Raw genomic sequence first — 17,846 nt, forward strand, 5'->3', positions numbered from 1 at the left:
CGCTGTAAATTTGAGCGCGAATGACGCAGTGAAGAGCAACGAGGCCTCGCTCGCCTACCCGATCTTTTCCAGCACCTCGCGCACCAGCGCTGGGCCGCGATAGACCAGGCCGCTGTACAACTGCACCAGCGCCGCGCCTGCCTGCATCTTTTCTGCGGCGTCGCTGCCGCACAGGATGCCGCCCACGCCGATGATCGGGATGTCCTGCTTGAGAAGCATGCGGAAAGCCTGCAGCACCTGCGTGGAGCGCACTCGCACGGGCGCACCGCTAAGGCCGCCGGCTTCATTGGCCAGAGCATGGCCTGCTACAGCCGAGCGCTCGATCGTCGTGTTGGTGGCGATCACGCCGTCGATATCCTGCTCGTTAAACACACGCGCCAGCGCCTCGATCTGCATCTCATTGAGGTCAGGGGCGATCTTTACCAGCAGCGGCACGGTCTTGCCCAGCGCCTGCTTTTGCACCGCCTGCTCCTGCTTTAGCGCGGAGATCAGCGTGCGCATGGCGTCCTCGGCCTGCAGATCGCGCAGGCCCTTGGTGTTGGGAGAGGAGATGTTCACCGCGATGTAATCCGCCACCGCATACGCAGCCTTCAGGCAGATGAGGTAGTCGCTCACGGCGTTCTCATTCGGCGTGTCAAAATTCTTGCCGATGTTCACGCCCACCACCGCCTTGGTGCGGCGGTGCTTCAGCTTTTCCACCGCCGACTGGATGCCCGGATTATTAAACCCCATGCGGTTGATCAGTGCTTCGTGCTCCGGCAGGCGGAAGAGACGCGGCTTGGCATTGCCCGGCTGCGGGCGTGGCGTCAGCGTGCCCACCTCCACCGCACCCAGGCCCAGCGCACCCCAGGCCTCCACCGCGCTGGCAGATTTGTCCATGCCCGCTGCGAGCCCGATCACATTCGGAAACGTCAGCCCCATGACCTGGCGCGGCTGCAGCGTCTTGCTCGGTGCCACGGACTTCAGCATGCCCAGCTTGTGCGCCATGATCATCATCTTCACCGTCAGCGTGTGCGCACGCTCGGCATCCAGACGGAAGAGCAGGGGTTTCAGGGCGGGGTATAAAGCTTCGATCAGTGTCATGGGGGTTATTTTATCAGTCGGTGGGGAGGATGGACTTCACCTGTGCTGCCACAGCTTTGCCCAGACGTCCATGCGCAGCCGCATCCAAATGAATGCCATCGCTGCCAGGCTCGATCAGTGTCTGCGTATTCAGAAAGGCGCAGCCCAGCGTACTCGCCACCGCCTCATAGTACTTGGGCAGCTTGCGGCTGTCCTTTTGTCCATTCGGAAACTTTGCCGCCACATCCGGCAGGTGCATCTGGTCGCCGATGGCCGGCGGGCACATCAGCAGCAGCTTGGGGGCCTTGTTGCCCGGGCCTGCATCGCTGCCCAGGATCATCTGCGCCAGCATCTTCACGCCCATGGAGATCTCTCCAGGAGACACACCATACACCGCCTTCAGGTCATTCGTGCCCAGCATCAGCACCACCAGGTCCAGCGGCTTGTGGGATTCCAGGATCGCAGGCAGCACCGTCTTGCCATTGCGCGCCAGGGCAAAGGGATCGTCATGCACGGTAGTGCGGCCGTTCTGCCCTTCCTCGATCACGCGATAGCCGTTGCCCAGCTCACGGGCCAGGATGCCCGTCCAGCGCACATCATGCGGATGGCGCTCGGGGCAGGGGAGGGTGATGCTTTCGGGCATGAAGCCCCAGGTGTTGGAATCGCCAAAGCAGAGAACGGTTTTCATCAGAAAAGCATGATGTCTTTCATTCCAGATGGGGCAACTTCTCTCCGCAAATGTGAATAAGTCGCCAAAACAGCAAATTCCAGCTTGCGCACCTTTACGTCTGTGTTAGACATCATGCCCCCCCGCTCACAAAGCGGGGTTTTGAGTTCCCCCCGACTCACGTTTTTTCTCCCTACTCCTGTATGCGCGTCCGTACCTCCGTTAAACCCCTCTGCGAACTTTGCCGCGTGATCCGCCGCAAAGGTGTTGTCCGTGTTGTCTGCAAAAACCCGCGTCACAAACAGCGCCAGGGTTAATCTTTTTCAATACACCCCCATCTACCTGACTTATGGCCCGCCTGCTTGGAGTTGAAATCCCGAACGAGAAGAAAATCGAATACTCGCTGCCTTACATCTATGGCATCGGTCTTCCGCTCAGCCGCAAAGTTCTTGCTGCTACCAACATCGACCCCAACATCCGTGCGGGCGAACTGACCGACGAGCAGATCGCTGCGATCACTCAGGCCATCCAGGGGATGAAGATTCCGATCGAAGGTGACCTTCGTCGTGAGCTGCAGATGCACATGAAGCGCATCCTGGGCATCAACTGCTACCGTGCTCACCGTCATCGCCGCGGCCTGCCAGTGCGCGGCCAGCGCACCCACACCAACGCCCGCACCCGCAAGGGACCGCGTAAGACCGTGGGCGCCCAGAAGTCGAAGTAATCAGAATTAAAGAAAGACACGTTCACATATCATGGCCGACGAAACGACCCCCATCGCACCCGCTGCCGCAGCGCCCGCTCCGGCCGCAGCACCTGCCGCTCCTGCTCCTGCCGCACCCGCAGATCAGCGCGCTTCCACCAGTGGTGACAAGCAGGTTTCCCAGAGCGTCTGGCTCGAGATCGGTGGCGAAAGCGCCGAACAGCAGAAGATCGTCAAGGCCAAGGGCTCCAAGAACGTCTCCCAGGGCATTGTCCACGTTTACGCGACCTTCAACAACACCATCGTCACCATCACCGACCGCATCGGTGGCGTGATCGGCTGGTCCACCTCCGGCAAGATGGGCTTCCGCGGCTCCCGTAAAGGCACCGCCTACGCCGCTCAGGTTGTTGCTCAGGACGCCTGCCGCCAGGCCATGGGCCATGGTCTCCGTGAAGCTGAAGTCCGCCTTCGCGGCCCAGGCTCCGGTCGTGAATCCGCCGTGCGTGCCGTCCAGGCCCTCGGTGTCGAAGTGACCACCATCAAGGACGTGACCCCCATCCCGCACAACGGCTGCCGTCCGCCTAAAGCCCGTCGCGTCTAATCCTCCAGCACCCCTTTTTCTCACACTATGGCTCGTTACACAGGTCCTCGCGAAAAGATCAACCGCCGCTTTGGCATCGCTCTTTTCGGTCCTTCCAAGTCCCTCGAAACCCGCAACTTCCCGCCAGGACAGCACGGCGCGCGCAACACCCGCCGCAAGATGTCTGAATACGGCACCGCTCTGGCCGAGAAGCAGAAGCTCCGTTTCCAGTATGGCCTGATGGAGAAGCAGTTTCGCCGCTTCTTCGCCGAAGCCCAGCGCCGCAAGGGCGTGACCGGTGAAAACCTCCTGCAGATGCTCGAACTGCGCCTCGACAACGTCGTGTTCCGCATGGGCTATGCCAACACCCGCTTCGCCTCCCGCCAGCTGGTCAGCCACCGCCACATCACCGTGAACGGCAAGGTCGTCAACATCGCCAGCTACCAGTGCAAGCCCGGTGACGTCGTCGCCGCCCGCTCCAGCAGCCAGCGCAGCCAGCAGCTCGTCGGTCGTTTCCTCGAAATGACTCAGGGCACTCCCTCCCCGGACTGGATGACGGTGGACCGCGACAAGATGAGCGGCGTGATCAACCGCGTCCCCGTGCGCGAGGAGATCAACCCCATCGCCAACGAGCAGCTCGTCGTCGAACTCTACTCCCGTTAATCCTCCCGGATTTCCGGCTTCAAACTTCAAAAGGGACGCTTTCGGGCGTCCCTTTTGCTTTTCCACCCGTTCTGCCTTTCCTTCCCCTTCTTATGACCCCGACACGCCTGGAACTCATCGGCACTGAAGTCGCCATCATCTGGAGCGATGGCACCGAGCAATACCTCTCCATGGAAAAGCTCCGCGCCGCCTCCCCCAGCGCTGAAAACACCGGAGAGCGCGACCTCCTCGGCCGCAAGATCGGCGGCACAGACCAGAAGAGCTATCCCGGCGTGACTGTCAAAGACTGGCGCGTCGTCGGCGGCTACGCCATCCAGTTCGACTTCAGCGACGGCCACAACACCGGCCTCTATACCTACGACTACCTCCGGGCGCTGGAGTGAGGAGGGCAATTCTGTGTCCTGTGAAAAAGTAGGCCACGCTGGTGTGCTATGAACCGCTCAGTCGTGGATTATAAAATCCTTCAGGTATCAGGTGCGTGAGGTAAAATGTTAGGTGTAATCATGTTCGATCATGATACGTGCAATTGCTGTCGTTTTGATGTTGGCCGTGCCTCACTGCGGATCATCTGCCGAGATGGAAATCGATGCCGCAGGGAGATGGAATCTTGGCTTCCGCTACTGGTCTCATCAGACCCCGTTTGCCTCCGCAGGAAGTAGCTGGGCGTTTCTTACTGAAGTCGTGCAGCTTGGACAGGAAATTGCCCTGACAGAAACCGAATCTGCACCCCTGCGGTTCCGCTCTGGCACCCTGAAGGTTTCAGCGATTCTCGGTCAAAAACCGAACTCAAAATTCTCTCAAATCAAAGAGCTGGTGGTTGCGGGGCTCGACGGATTGAGGATCGGGGATCGGCTTGTTGTCTTTGTTGACTCTGAACCGTATGAAGGTGGTTACGTCGTTAACTTTCATGAAGGTGGCTGTCACGTTGGCATCAGGCTCCCTGCGGTCGATGATCTGGAATTTGGCGTTCGGCCTCAGAATCATGTTTTGAATACTCTTAGAGAAGGACGCACCAGTTTAAAACACCTGACTGCAGAGGAGGTTCAGGCTTGGATATTGGCGGATGCTACTGGCATAGCCCGTGCTTTCCAGGTCGAGCTTGAGAAGGGGAGGCTGCAGTGGAAGATGCCGGAATGATGAAAATTGGCGAAGCACTCGCATGGTCAAACTTGGCGTTGTGATTAAAAGCACTCGTGTCTTTGAAGGGTGACGAGGGATAAATTTGTATGATCAGGCGTTGCTGCCAGCCGCTCATGAATCACGCGTGAAGGGAAGAAGTTCGCCTTGCACCGCCGGCGCGATGGCTCAGCGTGGAGCCGTTACTTGTCGCTCGTTTCATGAGTAACGAATCCAATCTCCCATGATACCACTTCAGAACCTCAACGAGGAGCATATTGGCTTTCTTCTCCATGCCGGATTGCCCGACGACTTTGCATCCGCCCTAGGCCAGTGGAAGGGCGATTGTGTGTTCATGGCGCTTCCAAATCAAACTGAGCTTTTCGACGACTCTGCTTTCCGCGTCCTTGCCAAACACAAGGACGCAGGAGAGCATCGTATCGTAGTTTCCAACGACGGCTTTACGATTTCCGTTGTCGCCACAGCGCCAAATGGAGCGCAGCTCTTCGTTCGGCTGCCGGATTCGACGCTCGGAGCGTGGGGCAAGCTCGATGATGCAACTGAAACACAGATGGGGCATGCTGTGAGAGTCACCAACCAGAACGATTAACTAGGGCACTGCTGGGAATCTCATTCGCCTGCGCGTGTCAGTCAGCTCCCGCTTTCGGCTGGTCTTGGCTTTGCGTGTGTCTGCCGTCCCGTCGAAAGCGGTAGCTGCGTTCGTTCCTCACTTCGCAACCGCACTCCAAATTCGCGCTGGCTGCTTTACGCACTCTCTCCCGCCTTCGGCTCACGCACCACCCTGTCCACGGCGTGCTTGGTGATGATGTTCCCCTGGGACTCGCGGCCTTTGACGGCGATGGAGTTGAAGGGGAATTTGATGGAGAGATTTCGCAGATAGAGCGCGGGCTTGAGGTGGACGACGACCGTCTGGGCGTTGGATTCCTCCTCGGTCTCGTGCCGCATGAAGTAGAGCACGCTGGTGCCGGGTGTGCCTTTGGTGAGCACGTATTCCTTGTCGCGGGTGAAGCCGCCGATGCGGAAGCGCTTGGCCATGAGGCAGCCCTGGCGGCCGTCGCGGTAGATGAGAGTGTACACCGCTGCGTCGTCCTTTTTGAGGAGGTTCACATAGTGCGGGTTCTTGCCCACAAAGAACTTCGGCGCGGCCTTCGTCACGCTCATGGTGCCTTCCTTGGTGAAGAAGATCACGTCGTCGAGCGGCGAGCACTTGCAGATGGGTTCGCCTTCGCGCTTGAGGCTGGTGCCGGCAAAGCCGTCCTTGGCATTGAGGTAGAGCGTCTCTCCCTGGATGATGACCTCGGCGGCGGCCACGCGGTCAAAGCTGCTGATCACCGTCTTGCGCTCGCGGCCTGCACCATAGGTTTTCTTGAGCTCTTCAAAGTGGCGGATGGTGTACTTGGTCAGGCCTTTGAGGAATTTCTCCGCCTGCTCGATCTCCTCCTCCAGCTCGCGGATGTGTTCGTCAGCCTCGAAGCTGTTGAATTTGGAGATGCGCTTGATCTTGATCTCGGTCAGGCGCGCCACGTCGTCGTCGGTGACCGGGCGTTTGAGCACGCTCAGGTGCGGCTCCAGGCCTTTCCAGATGGCCTTCATCACGGCCTCCCAGGTCTCGGCTTCTTCGATGCGGCGGTAGATGCGGTTTTCGATGAAGATCTTTTCCAGCGAGCTGAAGTGCCACTTCTCATTGAGCTCTCCCAGCAGGATCTCCAGCTCCTGGCCGAGGATCTTCTTGGTGTTTTCCGCGCTGGCCTTGAGTAGCTCGTTGACGTTGATGAAGCGCGGCTTGTCGTCCTGAATGACAACGGCATTGGGGGCGATGGACACCTCGCAGTCGGTGAAGGCGTACAGCGCCTGCATCGTTTGGTCGGGGTCGGTGCCTGCGGGCAGGTGCACCACGATCTCCACCTTCTCGGCGGTGTTGTCGTCCACGCGGGCGATCTTGATCTTGCCCTTGTCGTTTGCGGCCACGATGCTGTCCATCACGCCGCCGGTGGTGGTGCCGTAGGGGATCTCGGTGATCACCAGCGTGTTCTTCTTGGGGCCTTCCTCGATCTTGGCGCGCACGCGGATGCGGCCGCCGCGCAGGCCGCCGTTGTAGTCGCTGGCGTCCATGATGCCGCCGGTGGCAAAGTCGGGCTTCAGGTCCACCTCTTCGCCACGCAGTGCGGCGATGCTGGCATCGCACAGCTCAATGAAGTTGTGCGGCAGGATGCGGCAGGAAAGACCCACGGCGATGCCTTCCACGCCCTGCGCGAGCAGCAGCGGGAACTTCACCGGCAGGGTCACGGGCTCCTTGTTGCGGCCGTCATAGGAGGCCACCCACTCTGTGACCTTGGGGCTGTAAACGACGTCCAAGGCAAACTTGGACAGGCGCGCTTCGATGTATCGCGGCGCGGCGGCGTTGTCTCCCGTGAGGGTGTTGCCCCAGTTTCCCTGCGTGTCGATGAGCAGCTCCTTCTGGCCCAGCTGCACCATGGCGTCGCCTATGGAGGCGTCGCCATGCGGGTGGTACTTCATGGTGTTGCCCACCACGTTGGCCACCTTGTTGTAGCGGCCGTCTTCCAATTCGTCCAGGCTGTGGAGGATGCGGCGCTGCACGGGCTTGAGGCCGTCATTGATGTGCGGTACGGCGCGCTCGAGGATCACGTAGCTGGCGTAATCGAGAAACCAGTCGCCATAGAGCGTGTCCACCGGCTTGTGCTCCACCGGGGCGGCGGAAGGCAGGATGGGGGAATAGGCTTCGTCAGCGGATTTTTTGGAGGACTTTTTGGCCACGGCTCAAAGAGGGGGAAAGAAACAGGGGCGCGAGGATAGACAGTGCCAGTGGGAGTGCAAGGGCGTGAAACGTGGGGAGAGGGACAATCAGAGGGAACGCAAAAAGTTCGGACCACAGAAATTTTTTTACAATTAACTGAATTGTCCTGAGGAGGAGTTGGCCACTTGATGCGCGATCTTGAAAAAATACTTATTCATGAATCGCAATATTGCTGTGTGTGGGCGTGGTCTGCGGCTGCATTGGCTGGGGTGCGCCCTCATTTGCGGGTTGCTTCTAGTTGGTTCAGTCTCTATGGCCCTCGCAGATGGTGCCAGCCATGCCGAGACGGATGCCCTGCTGGCAGAGGCCGCCCGCCTTGCTCCGGCGGCGGAGGCGGTGGTGATGAACGTGGGCTTGGTGAATCCGGCGGATTATTCCACCAAAGGAAACTGGAGCGCCGTCATCCCCTGGACGCCGCACATCCCCACCTCGGCGGCGATGCTGCCAGACGGGCGGTTGCTCACCTTTGCCTCAAATCAGCGCACCACCTTTCCAGACGGGCCGCAGTTTACCTATGCTGCGGTGTGGGATCCGGCCACGGGGCAGTTTACCGAGATCAACAACGGCCGGCACGACATGTTCTGCGGCGGCCTCTCCTTTCTGCAGGACGGGCGGTTGCTCGTCAGCGGCGGTAATGGCATCAATGGCACCACTGCGCTGGCCAGCCTCTTTGACTGGCGCACCAATGAATGGGTGCCCGCACAGACGATGGCGGACGGCCGCTGGTATAACACCAACATCTCCCTGCCCAATGGCGAGGTGCTGACTGCAGGAGGCAATGGCGGTGCAAATGGCAATGGCACCATCGAGCAATGGAATGCCAGCAGCGGCTGGCGGCGCATGAGCGGCATCAACTGGCAGGCGGTGGCCAATCCGCCCACTGCCAATGCCATCGAGACCAACTGGCATCCTTTCTTCCTCGTGGCACCCGACGGGCGGGTGGCGCACTTTGGCCCGCATCAGTCGCTGGACTGGATCAACGCCAGCGGCACCGGCTCCCTGACCGCCGCCGGGGCCAGCATCCCCGGCACGCACTATCCCAAGCAGGGCGCGTGGGCCATGTATGCCCCTGGCAAGGTGGTGGTGGCCGGCGGCTACACGGCCATCGATGACGGCACCATCGTCAGCAAGGCCTTCACCGTGGATCTCAATGGTGCCACGCCGGTGGTCACACCCACCGCGCCCATGGCCAATCCTCGCTCCTTTGCCAATTCGGTGATGCTGCCAAATGGCGAGGTCATGGTGGTGGGGGGAAATACCTCGGGGCAGTTCTTCAGCGATGCGGGCACCGTTTATACGCCGGAAATCTGGAACCCCACCACCGGCCAATGGCGCGGTGTGGCGGATATCTCCGTGCCACGAAACTACCACTCCCTGGCCATGCTGCTGCCGGACGGCCGCGTGTGGTCCGGCGGTGGTGGGCTTTCCGGAGATGCGCTCACGGACCACCAGGATGCACAGGTCTTCACCCCGCCGCAGCTTTTCAATGCCGACGGCACGGCCGCCGTGCGTCCGCAGATCACTGCTGCGCCGGACCGCATCGGCCCCGGCTCTGTCTTTACCGTGAATGCCAGCAATGGCGTGCAGTACTTCAGCTTCATCAGCCTTTCCGCGCTCACCCATTCCGTCAATACCGGGCTGCGGCATGTGCGCTTCACCCACACGAGTCCGTCTGCAGGCGTGTATGCGCTCACCGCGCCCTCCAGCATCAATGTGCTGACACCGGGCTACTGGATGCTCTATGCGGTGGATGCCAATGGCGTATGGTCCGTTTCCCGCATCATTCAGGTGACGAACTCCACGCTGCCTGTCGTCACCAATCCGGGGCAGCAGAGTGTGACTCAAAACAGCGTCGTCTCGCTGCCCATCAGTGCCAGCGCCACTGGCGGCGTGCTGAGTTACAGTGCCACCGGACTGCCTGCGGGGCTGGGCATCGATGCCAGCAGCGGCCTCATCGCCGGTATCGTCACCGCCGAGCCAGGCACCTATCGCTGCACCGTGCTCGCCACTGCGGCAGGGCAGGTGACTTCGGTTTCGTTTAACTGGATCGTGCTGCTGCCAAACCTCGGCACCGGTCAGATGATGCGTGAGTACTGGACGGGCGTCACCGGCTCCACGGTAGCCAGCCTGACCAGCAGCGCCGCGTATCCCTCCAATCCCAATGGCCGCGACCTGATGTCCCGCTTTCAGGCACCCTCAAACTGGGATGACAACACCGGTCAGCGCCTGCGTGGATTCCTCTACGTGCCAGTCACGGGGCAGTACAGGTTTTACATCGCCAGTGATGACCAGTCCGCGCTGCTGCTGAGCACGGATGCCAATCCCGCGAATGCTGTGCAGATCGCCACCATGCCTGCGTGGTGCCCGCCAGAGACGTTTACATGGTACCCGCAGCAGTCGGCCTCTGCGCTGATCACCTTGCAGGCCGGAAAGCGCTACTACATCGAGGCGCTGGTGAAGGACAATGTGGGGGACGATCACCTTTCCGTGGGCTGGCTCAAGCCGGGAGACAGCACCGTCTCCGTCATCGCTGGCACCTACCTCTCTCCCTACCTGCCGGTGGACAATCCAGTGGTGAGCTGGAGTTTTGAGGAGTCCGCGTGGAATGGCACCGCAGGCGAGGTGAAACCTGCCGCCAGCAGCCTCTTTGCCATCAGCGGTACTTCCAGCGGCGGGGGCAGCGTGAGCAGCCTCAATCCTGCGCTGAGCGGCAATCCCGGCACGGGAGGAAGTGCCTTGTTCAATGGCACCAGCCAGTGTGTGGTGGTGCCTTACAGCGCTTCGTTGAATCCCGGAGACTTTACCATCGCCGCGTGGGTGCGCAGCGACGCCGCACCCGGCACCGCACGCTGCATCCTGGCCTCGCGGGACGAAAGCACCGGAGTGAAAAAGGGCTATGGCCTGTGGGTCACCGCAGGCGGGCAGTGGCAGCTGCGCACTGGTACAGATGCCGCAGGCCTCAGCGGCGGTAGTGTGATTGCGGGGCAGTGGACGCATGTGGCGGCCAGCTTTCGCACCACAAGCGTGAATGGCAGCACGCGCACCGGTTTGCGCAGGATTTACCTCAACGGCCAGCTCGTGGCAGAAGATACCAGCACCTATGTGCCCAATGCTGTGCAGCCGCTTGTCATCGGCGCGGCGGACAGTCCGGGCACGGCTTTCTTTGCCGGTGCAGTGGATGAGGTGGCGCTCTATCAGGCTCCGCTCTCCCAGCCGGACATCCTCACTCTGCGGGATCTGCGCCACGCCACCACCGTCACCGTGGTGAACCAGCCGCCGCAGATCACCAATCCCGGCACGCAGACCTCGCTGCTCGGGGCCGTGGTGTCTCTGCCCGTCAGCGCCACCGATCCTGAAAACAACCCCGTCACTTTCAGCGCCACGGGGCTGCCCACGGGCCTCAGCATCTCCGCCAGCTCCGGCGTCATCTCCGGATCTGTCACCGCCGCAGGCACCTACGCCGTTACTATTCGTGCCAGCGACGGCCTCAGCACGCCTGCCAGCATCAGTTTCACGTGGTCGGTTGTTACGGGGCTCACGTTGCAGCCGCTTGCTGCTGCACCCAAGGCCTCCGGTGGTGCGCTCACCTTCACCGCCCAGGCGGCCAATGGCATCAATCCGCGCTACAAATGGAACTTTGGCGATGGCACCCCTGAGACCGCCTGGCTCACGACCGCCAGCGTCTCACATACCTACACCGCACCGGGCCGTTACCTCGTCACTCTCACGGCTACAGATGACACGGGCGTCACCATCACCAGCACCTTTTACCAGGCGGTATACGCAGCCCTCACAGCCAAAAAGCCCGCCGTCTCCAGCAGCATCGTGTATGAGCATCCTGCCACAGGAAATGATCGTGTGTGGTGCGTGAATCCGGACAACAACAGCGTCAGTGCCTTTGATGTCGTTACACGCACACGCTACGCGGAGATCACCGTGGGCGGCTCCCCGCGCAGTCTCGCGCTCGCGCCCGATGGCAGGCTGTGGGTCACGAATGCGGATGCAGGCACCCTTAGCATCATCAATACCGCGAGCCGTGCGGTCGTCTCCACCATCGCGCTCGCGTATGGCTCGCGTCCCTTTGGCATTGCCTTTGATCCCGCAGGCAGCGCCGCCTGGGTGGCTCTGGAGGCCACGGGCCGAGTGCTCAAGCTGAATCCGAGCACTGGCGCGCAGGTGGCCAGCATTGATGCCGGTGGCCCCGTGCGTCATCTTTCCATCTCAGCAGACAGCGCGCGTGTGTATGCCTCACGTTTCATCACGCCTCCAGTGCCGGGAGAAAACACCGCCACGCCGGTGCTCACGGGCACGGGCGGGCAGGTTGTCGTCATCGGCACGACCACGCTCAGCGTGCAGCGCACCATCCTGCTGGCCCCGAGCACCGCAGCAGACACCTCCACCTCAGCACGTGGATTGCCCAACTACCTTGGTGCAGCGGTCATCTCTCCCGATGGTCTCTCCGCCTGGGTGCCCTCCAAGCAGGACAACATCCAGCGCGGCGTGCTGCGGGATGGGCTGCCGCTCAATCACGAAAACAGCGTGCGCGCCATCGCTTCGCGCCTTGATCTTACCACACAGACCGAGCACCTGCCCTCGCGCGTGGACTTTGACAACACCGGCATGCCCAGCGCTGCGGCGTATGATCCGTGGGGCATGTATGTCTTCACCGCGCTCGAAGCCGGGCGCGAGGTGGCCATCGTGGATGCATGGTCGCGCAAGGAGATCACGCGCTTTCCCGCAGGCCGTGCGCCGCAGGGCCTTGTGCTCTCGCCAGATGGTGGCACGCTCTATGTGCAGAACTTCATGGATCGCACCGTGACCGTACATGACGTCAGTGGCATCATTCAGGGTGGAAACAACCCGCCTGTCACCGCAGCCACGCTGAACGCCATCACCACCGAGAAACTCACCGCGCAGGTGTTGCAGGGGAAGAAGCTCTTTTATGACGCGCAGGATCCGCGCCTGGCACTGCAGCAGTACATCAGCTGCGCTGTGTGTCACAATGATGGCGGGCACGACGGCCGAGTGTGGGATCTCACCGGCTTTGGCGAAGGGCTGCGAAACACCATCACGCTGAAGGGCCATGCCAACCACGGCATGCTGCACTGGAGCGGAAACTTTGATGAAGTGCAGGATTTTGAAGGGCAGATCCGCACCCTCGCTGGCGGCACCGGATTGATGACAGATGCGCAGTTAAATACAGGCATGCGCAGCCAGCCGCTGGGAGACCCCAAGGCAGGCGTGAGCACCGATCTGGATGCGCTGGCAGCGTATGTGAAATCTCTGACGATCAGCGGCACCAGCCCGAACCGCACCAGCAGCGGCGCGCTGAGCACCGCCGCCACGGCGGGGCAGCAGGTCTTCCGTGCGCAAAACTGCGCCTCATGCCACAGCGGAGCGAATTTCACCAACAGTGCGCTCAATGTCTTTGCCGACATCGGCACACTCAAGCCCAGCAGTGGCAAGCGCCTCGGCGGCCCGCTCACCGGACTGGATGTGCCAACGCTGCGAGGCACCTGGGCCACTGCGCCTTATTTGCACGATGGCACGGCGGCCACGCTCGCAGACGCCATCACCGCGCATCGGGGCCTCACGCTCACCTCCACGGATTTGACGAACCTCGTGGCCTTCGTGGGCAGCATTGACGATGCGCCCATCACTGCGCCGCTGCCTTTCACCCTGGCACTCACCACACCCGCCACGACTGTGACCGGCACCTTCACCGTGACCGCAACCTTCAGCTCTGCCGCCACCGGCTTCACTTTGAGCGATGTTGTGGTGAGCAACGCCACCACTTCCAGCTTCAGTGGCAGCGGAACCAGATACACCTTCAGCGTCAAGCCCACTGTAGCAGGCGTTGTCACCGTGCGCGTGCCTGCCAGCGCCGCCACAGACAGCACCAGCCTGGGAAACTCCGCCTCCAACGTGCTCAGCGTGAACTACAGCGTGCCTGACACCACACCACCGAGCGTTGTACTTTCCACATCGAGCACCAGCGTCAGCGGGCCGTTTGTCGTCACCACCACCTTCAGCGAAAACGTCACCGGATTGCTCGCCTCCGAATTCACCGTGACAAATGGCAGTGTCACCGCGCTCTCTTCTGCCGGAGCCGTATGGTCTGCCACTGTCACGCCAGCGGCTGCAGGCAGCGTCACCGTCAAGCTGCCCGCCGGAGTGGCTCAGGATGCCGCAGGGAATGGCAACCTGGTTTCCAATCTGCTCACCGCTAGCTACACGCCCGCCATCACCACCAATGGTCTTGTCGGGGACTACTACATCGGCAAAAACTTTGAGCAGTTCAGCTTCACACGAAATGAGGCCACGCTGGATTTCAACTGGGGCGCAGGCAGTCCGGATTCACGCATCCCGGTGAATGGTTTCAGCGTGCGCTGGCATGGCTGGATCACCCCGCGCTACACGCAGACGTACACACTCATCCCTGTGACGGATGATGGCGTGCGCCTGTGGGTGAACGGCCAGCAGGTAGTCAATGACTGGAACAACCACGGCGCCACCTGGAACAACGGGGTGGTGGCCCTGCAGGCGGGAGTGCCCGTCAGCATCGTCATGGAGTACTATGAGGACGGTGGAGATGCCGTGGCACGCCTGCTGTGGGAAAGCCCGAGCCAGACGCGCGAGGCCATCCCGCAGAGCCTGTGGTCAGTGAACCAGCCGGGCGCTCCCGCCGCTGCAACGAATACGGTGACGCTGTTGTCCAACACGCCCGTCACGGTTCCGCTGGGCAACAAACTCGCCACTACAGATACTGATGGAGACGGAGCCTCCGATCTTCTGGAAACCGCGCTTGGCTCCTCGCTCACCAGCGGCATCACCACACCTGCTCAGGGGCTCAAGGTCATCACGCGCGGCAGCACCAGCGTGGATGCCACACTGCTGCGTCCCTATGGACTCGGCAGCCTGACATACACACTGGAGGTCAGCAGCGATCTCGTCACCTGGACTCCGCTCGCACTCGCGCCCATCGTGGTCGCTCAGGGCGGCGGCTGGGAGCGCGCCACTTGGTCGGACCTGCAGGCGCAGCCAGGTCAGAGCTTGGCGCGTGGTCTCGTGCGCCTGCGCGTCACTCAAAGCAGCGGCGGCACCACCACCAGCGCACCGCTGGGCTGGCAGCAGATCACTTTGAATGCAGGCACGCAGAGCTTCGGGCTCAATTTCATGAGCGACGCTCTCTTTACCGGCCTCATCAGCAGCGCCAGTGCCGCAGGCGGTGTGGTGCTCAGCGAGCAGGCTGCACTGGCCTCCGCCATGGATCCTGCGCAGTCGTACTATCTTGAAGTCCTCAGCGGCCCGCAGGCGGGGCATCGGCTAGATCTCAGCAGCATCACCGCCGGCGCATGTGCGGTCATGGCAGACTCTCCAGGCACCACGCTGCCAGTCTCTGCCTGGGGTGGACTGGCTGGAGCACGCGCCAGCCTGCGCCCGCACCGAACGCTCGGCTCGGTGCTGGTCCCTGCGCGCTACCTGGGGGCCAGCGTCCCTGCCAGCGCGGACCAGGTGCTGTTTCATACCAGCTCCGGCTACACCACCTGGTGGCTCTATGCCTCCGGTGCCTCACGTGGCTGGGTGCTCAATGGCAGCACGCCGCCCGCCTTTGGAGATCCCCTCATCCAGCCTGGCACCGGAATCATGCTCCAGCTGGCCAGCACCGCACCCGCACCACTGCTCACCACCGGTGGCGTGCGCATGGGTCCCTTTGCCTGCCGCTTGCAGGCCGGCTACAATCTCTTCGCCAATCCCTGGCCCTTTGACACCACGCCTGCGCACTCCGGCCTCAGCACGCCCGCGTTCGTCGCCACGACCTCTCCCGCCACCGCCGATCAGCTCCAGCTATGGAAAGGTGATCTTGCTGCTGCCGCCAGCGGCTACCTCGGCTACTGGCTGCTGCAGATGCCCGGCCAGCCCGTGCCCATCTGGATCTCCACCGGAGAGGCCACACTCAACTCTCAAAACAACGCCACGCTCCTCCGCGCCGGACGCGCCACCTTCATCAAAGCCCAGTCCAAGCCCGACCGCCCTGTGTGGATCGTTCCCGCTCCGTGAGTGCAGGGCAGCGTTATTTGGAACCGAAGCGAAATGGAGATAGACAGCCTCAGGCTGCCCCGAAGGAGTGAGCGATAGCGAATCAATGCGGCTGCGCAGCGAAGAATGAGCGCAGCTGCCGCTTTCGAGCGTTTCGTGGCCTTCGAATGCACACCGCGCCTGCGCATGCCAGCATGCTCCCGCCTTCGGGGACTGGGGGCTTGCGCATATTCACCCGTCCCGTCGAAAGCGGTAGCTGCGTTCGTGCCTCACTCCGCAACCGTACTCCACATCCTACTGCGCGAGCACGAGGGCAAATTTGGAGTGCGGCTGCGCAGCGAAGAATGAGCGCAGCTGCCGCTTTCGAGTGTCTCGTGGTCTTCGAAAACACACTGAGTCTGCGTGTGCCGACCAGCGCTCACTTTCGAGCGTCTCGTGGTCTTCGAAAACACACCTGCCCACGGAAAGCGGTAGCTGCGTTCGTGCCTCACTCCGCAACCGCACTCCAAATGAGCTGCGCGTACTGCTGCGTGAATTTGGAGTGCGGCCGCGCAGCTGCCGCTTTCGAGCGTCTCGTGGTCTTCGAAAACACATTGAGTCTGCGTGTGCCAGCATGCTCCCGCCTCTCGATGTCCATGGTCTGCGCATACTCTCTCCGCCTGCGAAAAGCGGTAGCTGCGTTTCCCCCTTCGCTCTGCGAGCTACGAAGGACAGGCCGTCCCTCACTCCGCGACCGCAGTCCAAATCCCGCTGAGAGCGCGTGCCAGTGTAGAACTCACATCCATGTTCGTTCCGCAGTGTTCCCATTTCTCACTCAGCATCATCTCCCTCACTCCTTCAGCGCAGGCGGGCGGTGGCTGGGGATCTGGGCTTTGAAATCTCCGAGACTGTTCCAGTGGCTGGGCTCGCTCAGGTCCACTTCGGCCACGGCTACCGTGCCAAACTCCTCCGCCTTGGCCAGCACGTCGCCGTAATGGTCAAAGATGCCTGAGATCATCCACTGGTTCTTGCGGGCGTCCGTGTAGGTGCTGCTGACGATATACACGTGGTTCTCGCACGCGCGCGCAGCCGCCAGCATGGGATTGCAGCCCCACACCGGCCAGGCGATCACCTCCGCGCCTTTGATCGTCAAAGCGCGTGCGACTTCCGGGAAAAAGCCATCGTAGCAGATCATCATGCCCAGCTTGCCAAAGCGGGTGTCAAACACCGGGTACTCATGCCCGGGGGTGATGCCCGACTCGATCTCTCCGCGTGGCAGCGTCACCTTGCGGTACTTGCCCACCATCTTTCCATCCGGGCCCAGCAGCGCGGCGGTGTTGTAAATCGTCTTGCCATCGCGCTCCACCAGTCCGGCCACTATGTAGAGATTATGCTCCTTGGCCAGTTTGCCAAAGTAATCGGTGCTCGGTCCCGGCACTGTCTCGGCGCATTCCTCCATTTTCTTGTGCGTGCCGTAATACGTGAGCGTTTCTCCCAGCACGACGAGGTCTGCTTTCTGCTGCGCGGCCTGCGCGATCAGCGGCGCATACTGCGGCGGTTTGTCAGAGGGATGGGTGCCGTCCTTGGGCTGCAGATGCACCGTGGCCAGCCTGACCTTGCGCGGGGCAGGGGATGGCACGGCGCTCAGAGCCACATCACTCCACTCCACACGTGCATTAGCAGCCCATTGCAGATACAGCTCTATCTTCGCTTGTTTGGCCTTCACAGGTGCGCGCAGCGTGCTCTGGCAGTGGGTCCACTGGCCTGCCTTGCCTTCCGCCATCTGCGGGTACTCGGGTTCTGCGCGTGGCACGGTGCCTTTGGCGTAGCCCTGTTTGGCAGGTTCCTCCCATGTCACAGGTTTGCCATTCTCATCCTGCCATAAAATGCGTGCATACACGCTGCGGCGCTGCACCGGCATGGCGCTGGTCTTCTTCCACGCGCTGAACTCATAATACTTCCCGCCCTCCACCGGCAGCGTGCGCGTCCAGCATCCGATCCAGTGCTCGCCAGCGCCTGTCTCCAGCATCAGCGCGCCTTTGCCCTCGTGGCCGCCTTTGGGGCTTGCCTCGGCGGTCGGCTTTGCCTCATCACGCGGAGCCCACAGCGCCCACTCGTCAGACAGGGCAGCTTGAGAAGCCGTGGCCAGCAGGCAAAGGAGAAGCAAAATCGATTTCATGCTTCCTCAATACGTCTGCAG

12 protein-coding genes are annotated in these 17,846 nt (G+C 61.6%); 8 read left to right on the forward strand and 4 right to left on the reverse strand.

The features are described from left to right. Positions 1–54: 54 nt before the first annotated feature. Together HNQ65_RS00590 and HNQ65_RS00595 are read right to left on the reverse strand one after the other, a co-directional pair. Positions 55–1,083, reverse strand: a complete 1,029-nt coding sequence (locus HNQ65_RS00590; RefSeq protein WP_184337337.1) for a quinone-dependent dihydroorotate dehydrogenase — start codon at positions 1,081–1,083, stop codon at positions 55–57. A gap of 13 nt (positions 1,084–1,096) precedes the next feature. After that, positions 1,097–1,750, reverse strand: coding sequence for an SGNH/GDSL hydrolase family protein (locus HNQ65_RS00595; RefSeq protein WP_184337338.1), 654 nt, complete (start codon positions 1,748–1,750; stop codon positions 1,097–1,099). 182 nt (positions 1,751–1,932) lie between these two features. Between HNQ65_RS00595 and rpmJ the strand changes: the two genes are divergently transcribed. The 7 genes from rpmJ (at position 1,933) to HNQ65_RS00630 (ending at position 5,401) form a co-directional block, all read left to right on the forward strand. Further along, a complete protein-coding gene (gene rpmJ, locus HNQ65_RS00600) occupies positions 1,933–2,046 on the forward strand; it encodes a 50S ribosomal protein L36 (RefSeq protein ID WP_133796336.1) in 114 nt (37 codons plus the stop codon). A 32-nt stretch (positions 2,047–2,078) separates the two neighbouring features. After that, positions 2,079–2,453 (forward strand): 30S ribosomal protein S13, encoded by a 375-nt coding sequence (gene rpsM / locus HNQ65_RS00605; protein WP_184337339.1) that lies wholly within the window; start codon positions 2,079–2,081, stop codon positions 2,451–2,453. Positions 2,454–2,484: 31 nt separating this feature from the next. Then, on the forward strand, positions 2,485–3,033 hold the full coding sequence (gene rpsK / locus HNQ65_RS00610) for a 30S ribosomal protein S11 (RefSeq protein ID WP_184337340.1): 549 nt from the start codon (positions 2,485–2,487) through the stop codon (positions 3,031–3,033). Between the two features lie 27 nt (positions 3,034–3,060). Continuing rightward, a complete protein-coding gene (rpsD, locus tag HNQ65_RS00615) occupies positions 3,061–3,675 on the forward strand; it encodes a 30S ribosomal protein S4 (protein ID WP_184337341.1) in 615 nt (204 codons plus the stop codon). A 92-nt stretch (positions 3,676–3,767) separates the two neighbouring features. Then, on the forward strand, positions 3,768–4,058 hold the full coding sequence (locus HNQ65_RS00620; RefSeq protein ID WP_184337342.1) for a gamma-butyrobetaine hydroxylase-like domain-containing protein: 291 nt from the start codon (positions 3,768–3,770) through the stop codon (positions 4,056–4,058). 193 nt (positions 4,059–4,251) lie between these two features. After that, a complete protein-coding gene (locus HNQ65_RS00625) occupies positions 4,252–4,812 on the forward strand; it encodes a hypothetical protein (protein WP_221306003.1) in 561 nt (186 codons plus the stop codon). Positions 4,813–5,035: 223 nt separating this feature from the next. Then, on the forward strand, positions 5,036–5,401 hold the full coding sequence (locus tag HNQ65_RS00630) for a hypothetical protein (RefSeq protein ID WP_184337344.1): 366 nt from the start codon (positions 5,036–5,038) through the stop codon (positions 5,399–5,401). Positions 5,402–5,556: 155 nt separating this feature from the next. Here the strand turns inward: HNQ65_RS00630 and HNQ65_RS00635 are convergent, their stop codons facing one another. Then, the gene (locus HNQ65_RS00635; RefSeq protein WP_408004801.1) at positions 5,557–7,518 is read right to left on the reverse strand and encodes a DNA gyrase/topoisomerase IV subunit A; all 1,962 of its coding nucleotides are present in this window, start codon (positions 7,516–7,518) and stop codon (positions 5,557–5,559) included. A 361-nt stretch (positions 7,519–7,879) separates the two neighbouring features. Here HNQ65_RS00635 and HNQ65_RS00640 point away from each other — a divergent pair, with 361 nt between their 5' ends. Further along, a complete protein-coding gene (locus tag HNQ65_RS00640) occupies positions 7,880–15,688 on the forward strand; it encodes a LamG-like jellyroll fold domain-containing protein (protein WP_184337346.1) in 7,809 nt (2,602 codons plus the stop codon). Between the two features lie 808 nt (positions 15,689–16,496). Here HNQ65_RS00640 and HNQ65_RS00645 read toward each other — a convergent pair. Continuing rightward, entirely contained in the window at positions 16,497–17,825 is a 1,329-nt protein-coding gene (locus tag HNQ65_RS00645) for a carbon-nitrogen hydrolase family protein (RefSeq protein ID WP_184337348.1), read from the reverse strand. Between the last annotated feature and the right edge of the window lie 21 nt (positions 17,826–17,846).

This window comes from Prosthecobacter vanneervenii (assembly GCF_014203095.1).
Lineage (GTDB): Bacteria > Verrucomicrobiota > Verrucomicrobiia > Verrucomicrobiales > Verrucomicrobiaceae > Prosthecobacter > Prosthecobacter vanneervenii.

Excerpts from the sequence above, each read along its gene's own strand:
- HNQ65_RS00590 (WP_184337337.1), bottom strand. The coding sequence starts at position 1,083 with ATGACACTGATCGAAGCTTTATACCCCGCCCTGAAACCCCTGCTCTTC.
- HNQ65_RS00630 (WP_184337344.1), top strand. The coding sequence starts at position 5,036 with ATGATACCACTTCAGAACCTCAACGAGGAGCATATTGGCTTTCTTCTC.
- rpsD (WP_184337341.1), top strand. The coding sequence starts at position 3,061 with ATGGCTCGTTACACAGGTCCTCGCGAAAAGATCAACCGCCGCTTTGGC.
- rpsK (WP_184337340.1), top strand. The coding sequence starts at position 2,485 with ATGGCCGACGAAACGACCCCCATCGCACCCGCTGCCGCAGCGCCCGCT.
- HNQ65_RS00620 (WP_184337342.1), top strand. The coding sequence starts at position 3,768 with ATGACCCCGACACGCCTGGAACTCATCGGCACTGAAGTCGCCATCATC.
- HNQ65_RS00625 (WP_221306003.1), top strand. The coding sequence starts at position 4,252 with ATGGAAATCGATGCCGCAGGGAGATGGAATCTTGGCTTCCGCTACTGG.
- HNQ65_RS00595 (WP_184337338.1), bottom strand. The coding sequence starts at position 1,750 with ATGAAAACCGTTCTCTGCTTTGGCGATTCCAACACCTGGGGCTTCATG.
- HNQ65_RS00640 (WP_184337346.1), top strand. The coding sequence starts at position 7,880 with ATGGCCCTCGCAGATGGTGCCAGCCATGCCGAGACGGATGCCCTGCTG.
- rpmJ (WP_133796336.1), top strand. The coding sequence starts at position 1,933 with ATGCGCGTCCGTACCTCCGTTAAACCCCTCTGCGAACTTTGCCGCGTG.
- rpsM (WP_184337339.1), top strand. The coding sequence starts at position 2,079 with ATGGCCCGCCTGCTTGGAGTTGAAATCCCGAACGAGAAGAAAATCGAA.
- HNQ65_RS00645 (WP_184337348.1), bottom strand. The coding sequence starts at position 17,825 with ATGAAATCGATTTTGCTTCTCCTTTGCCTGCTGGCCACGGCTTCTCAA.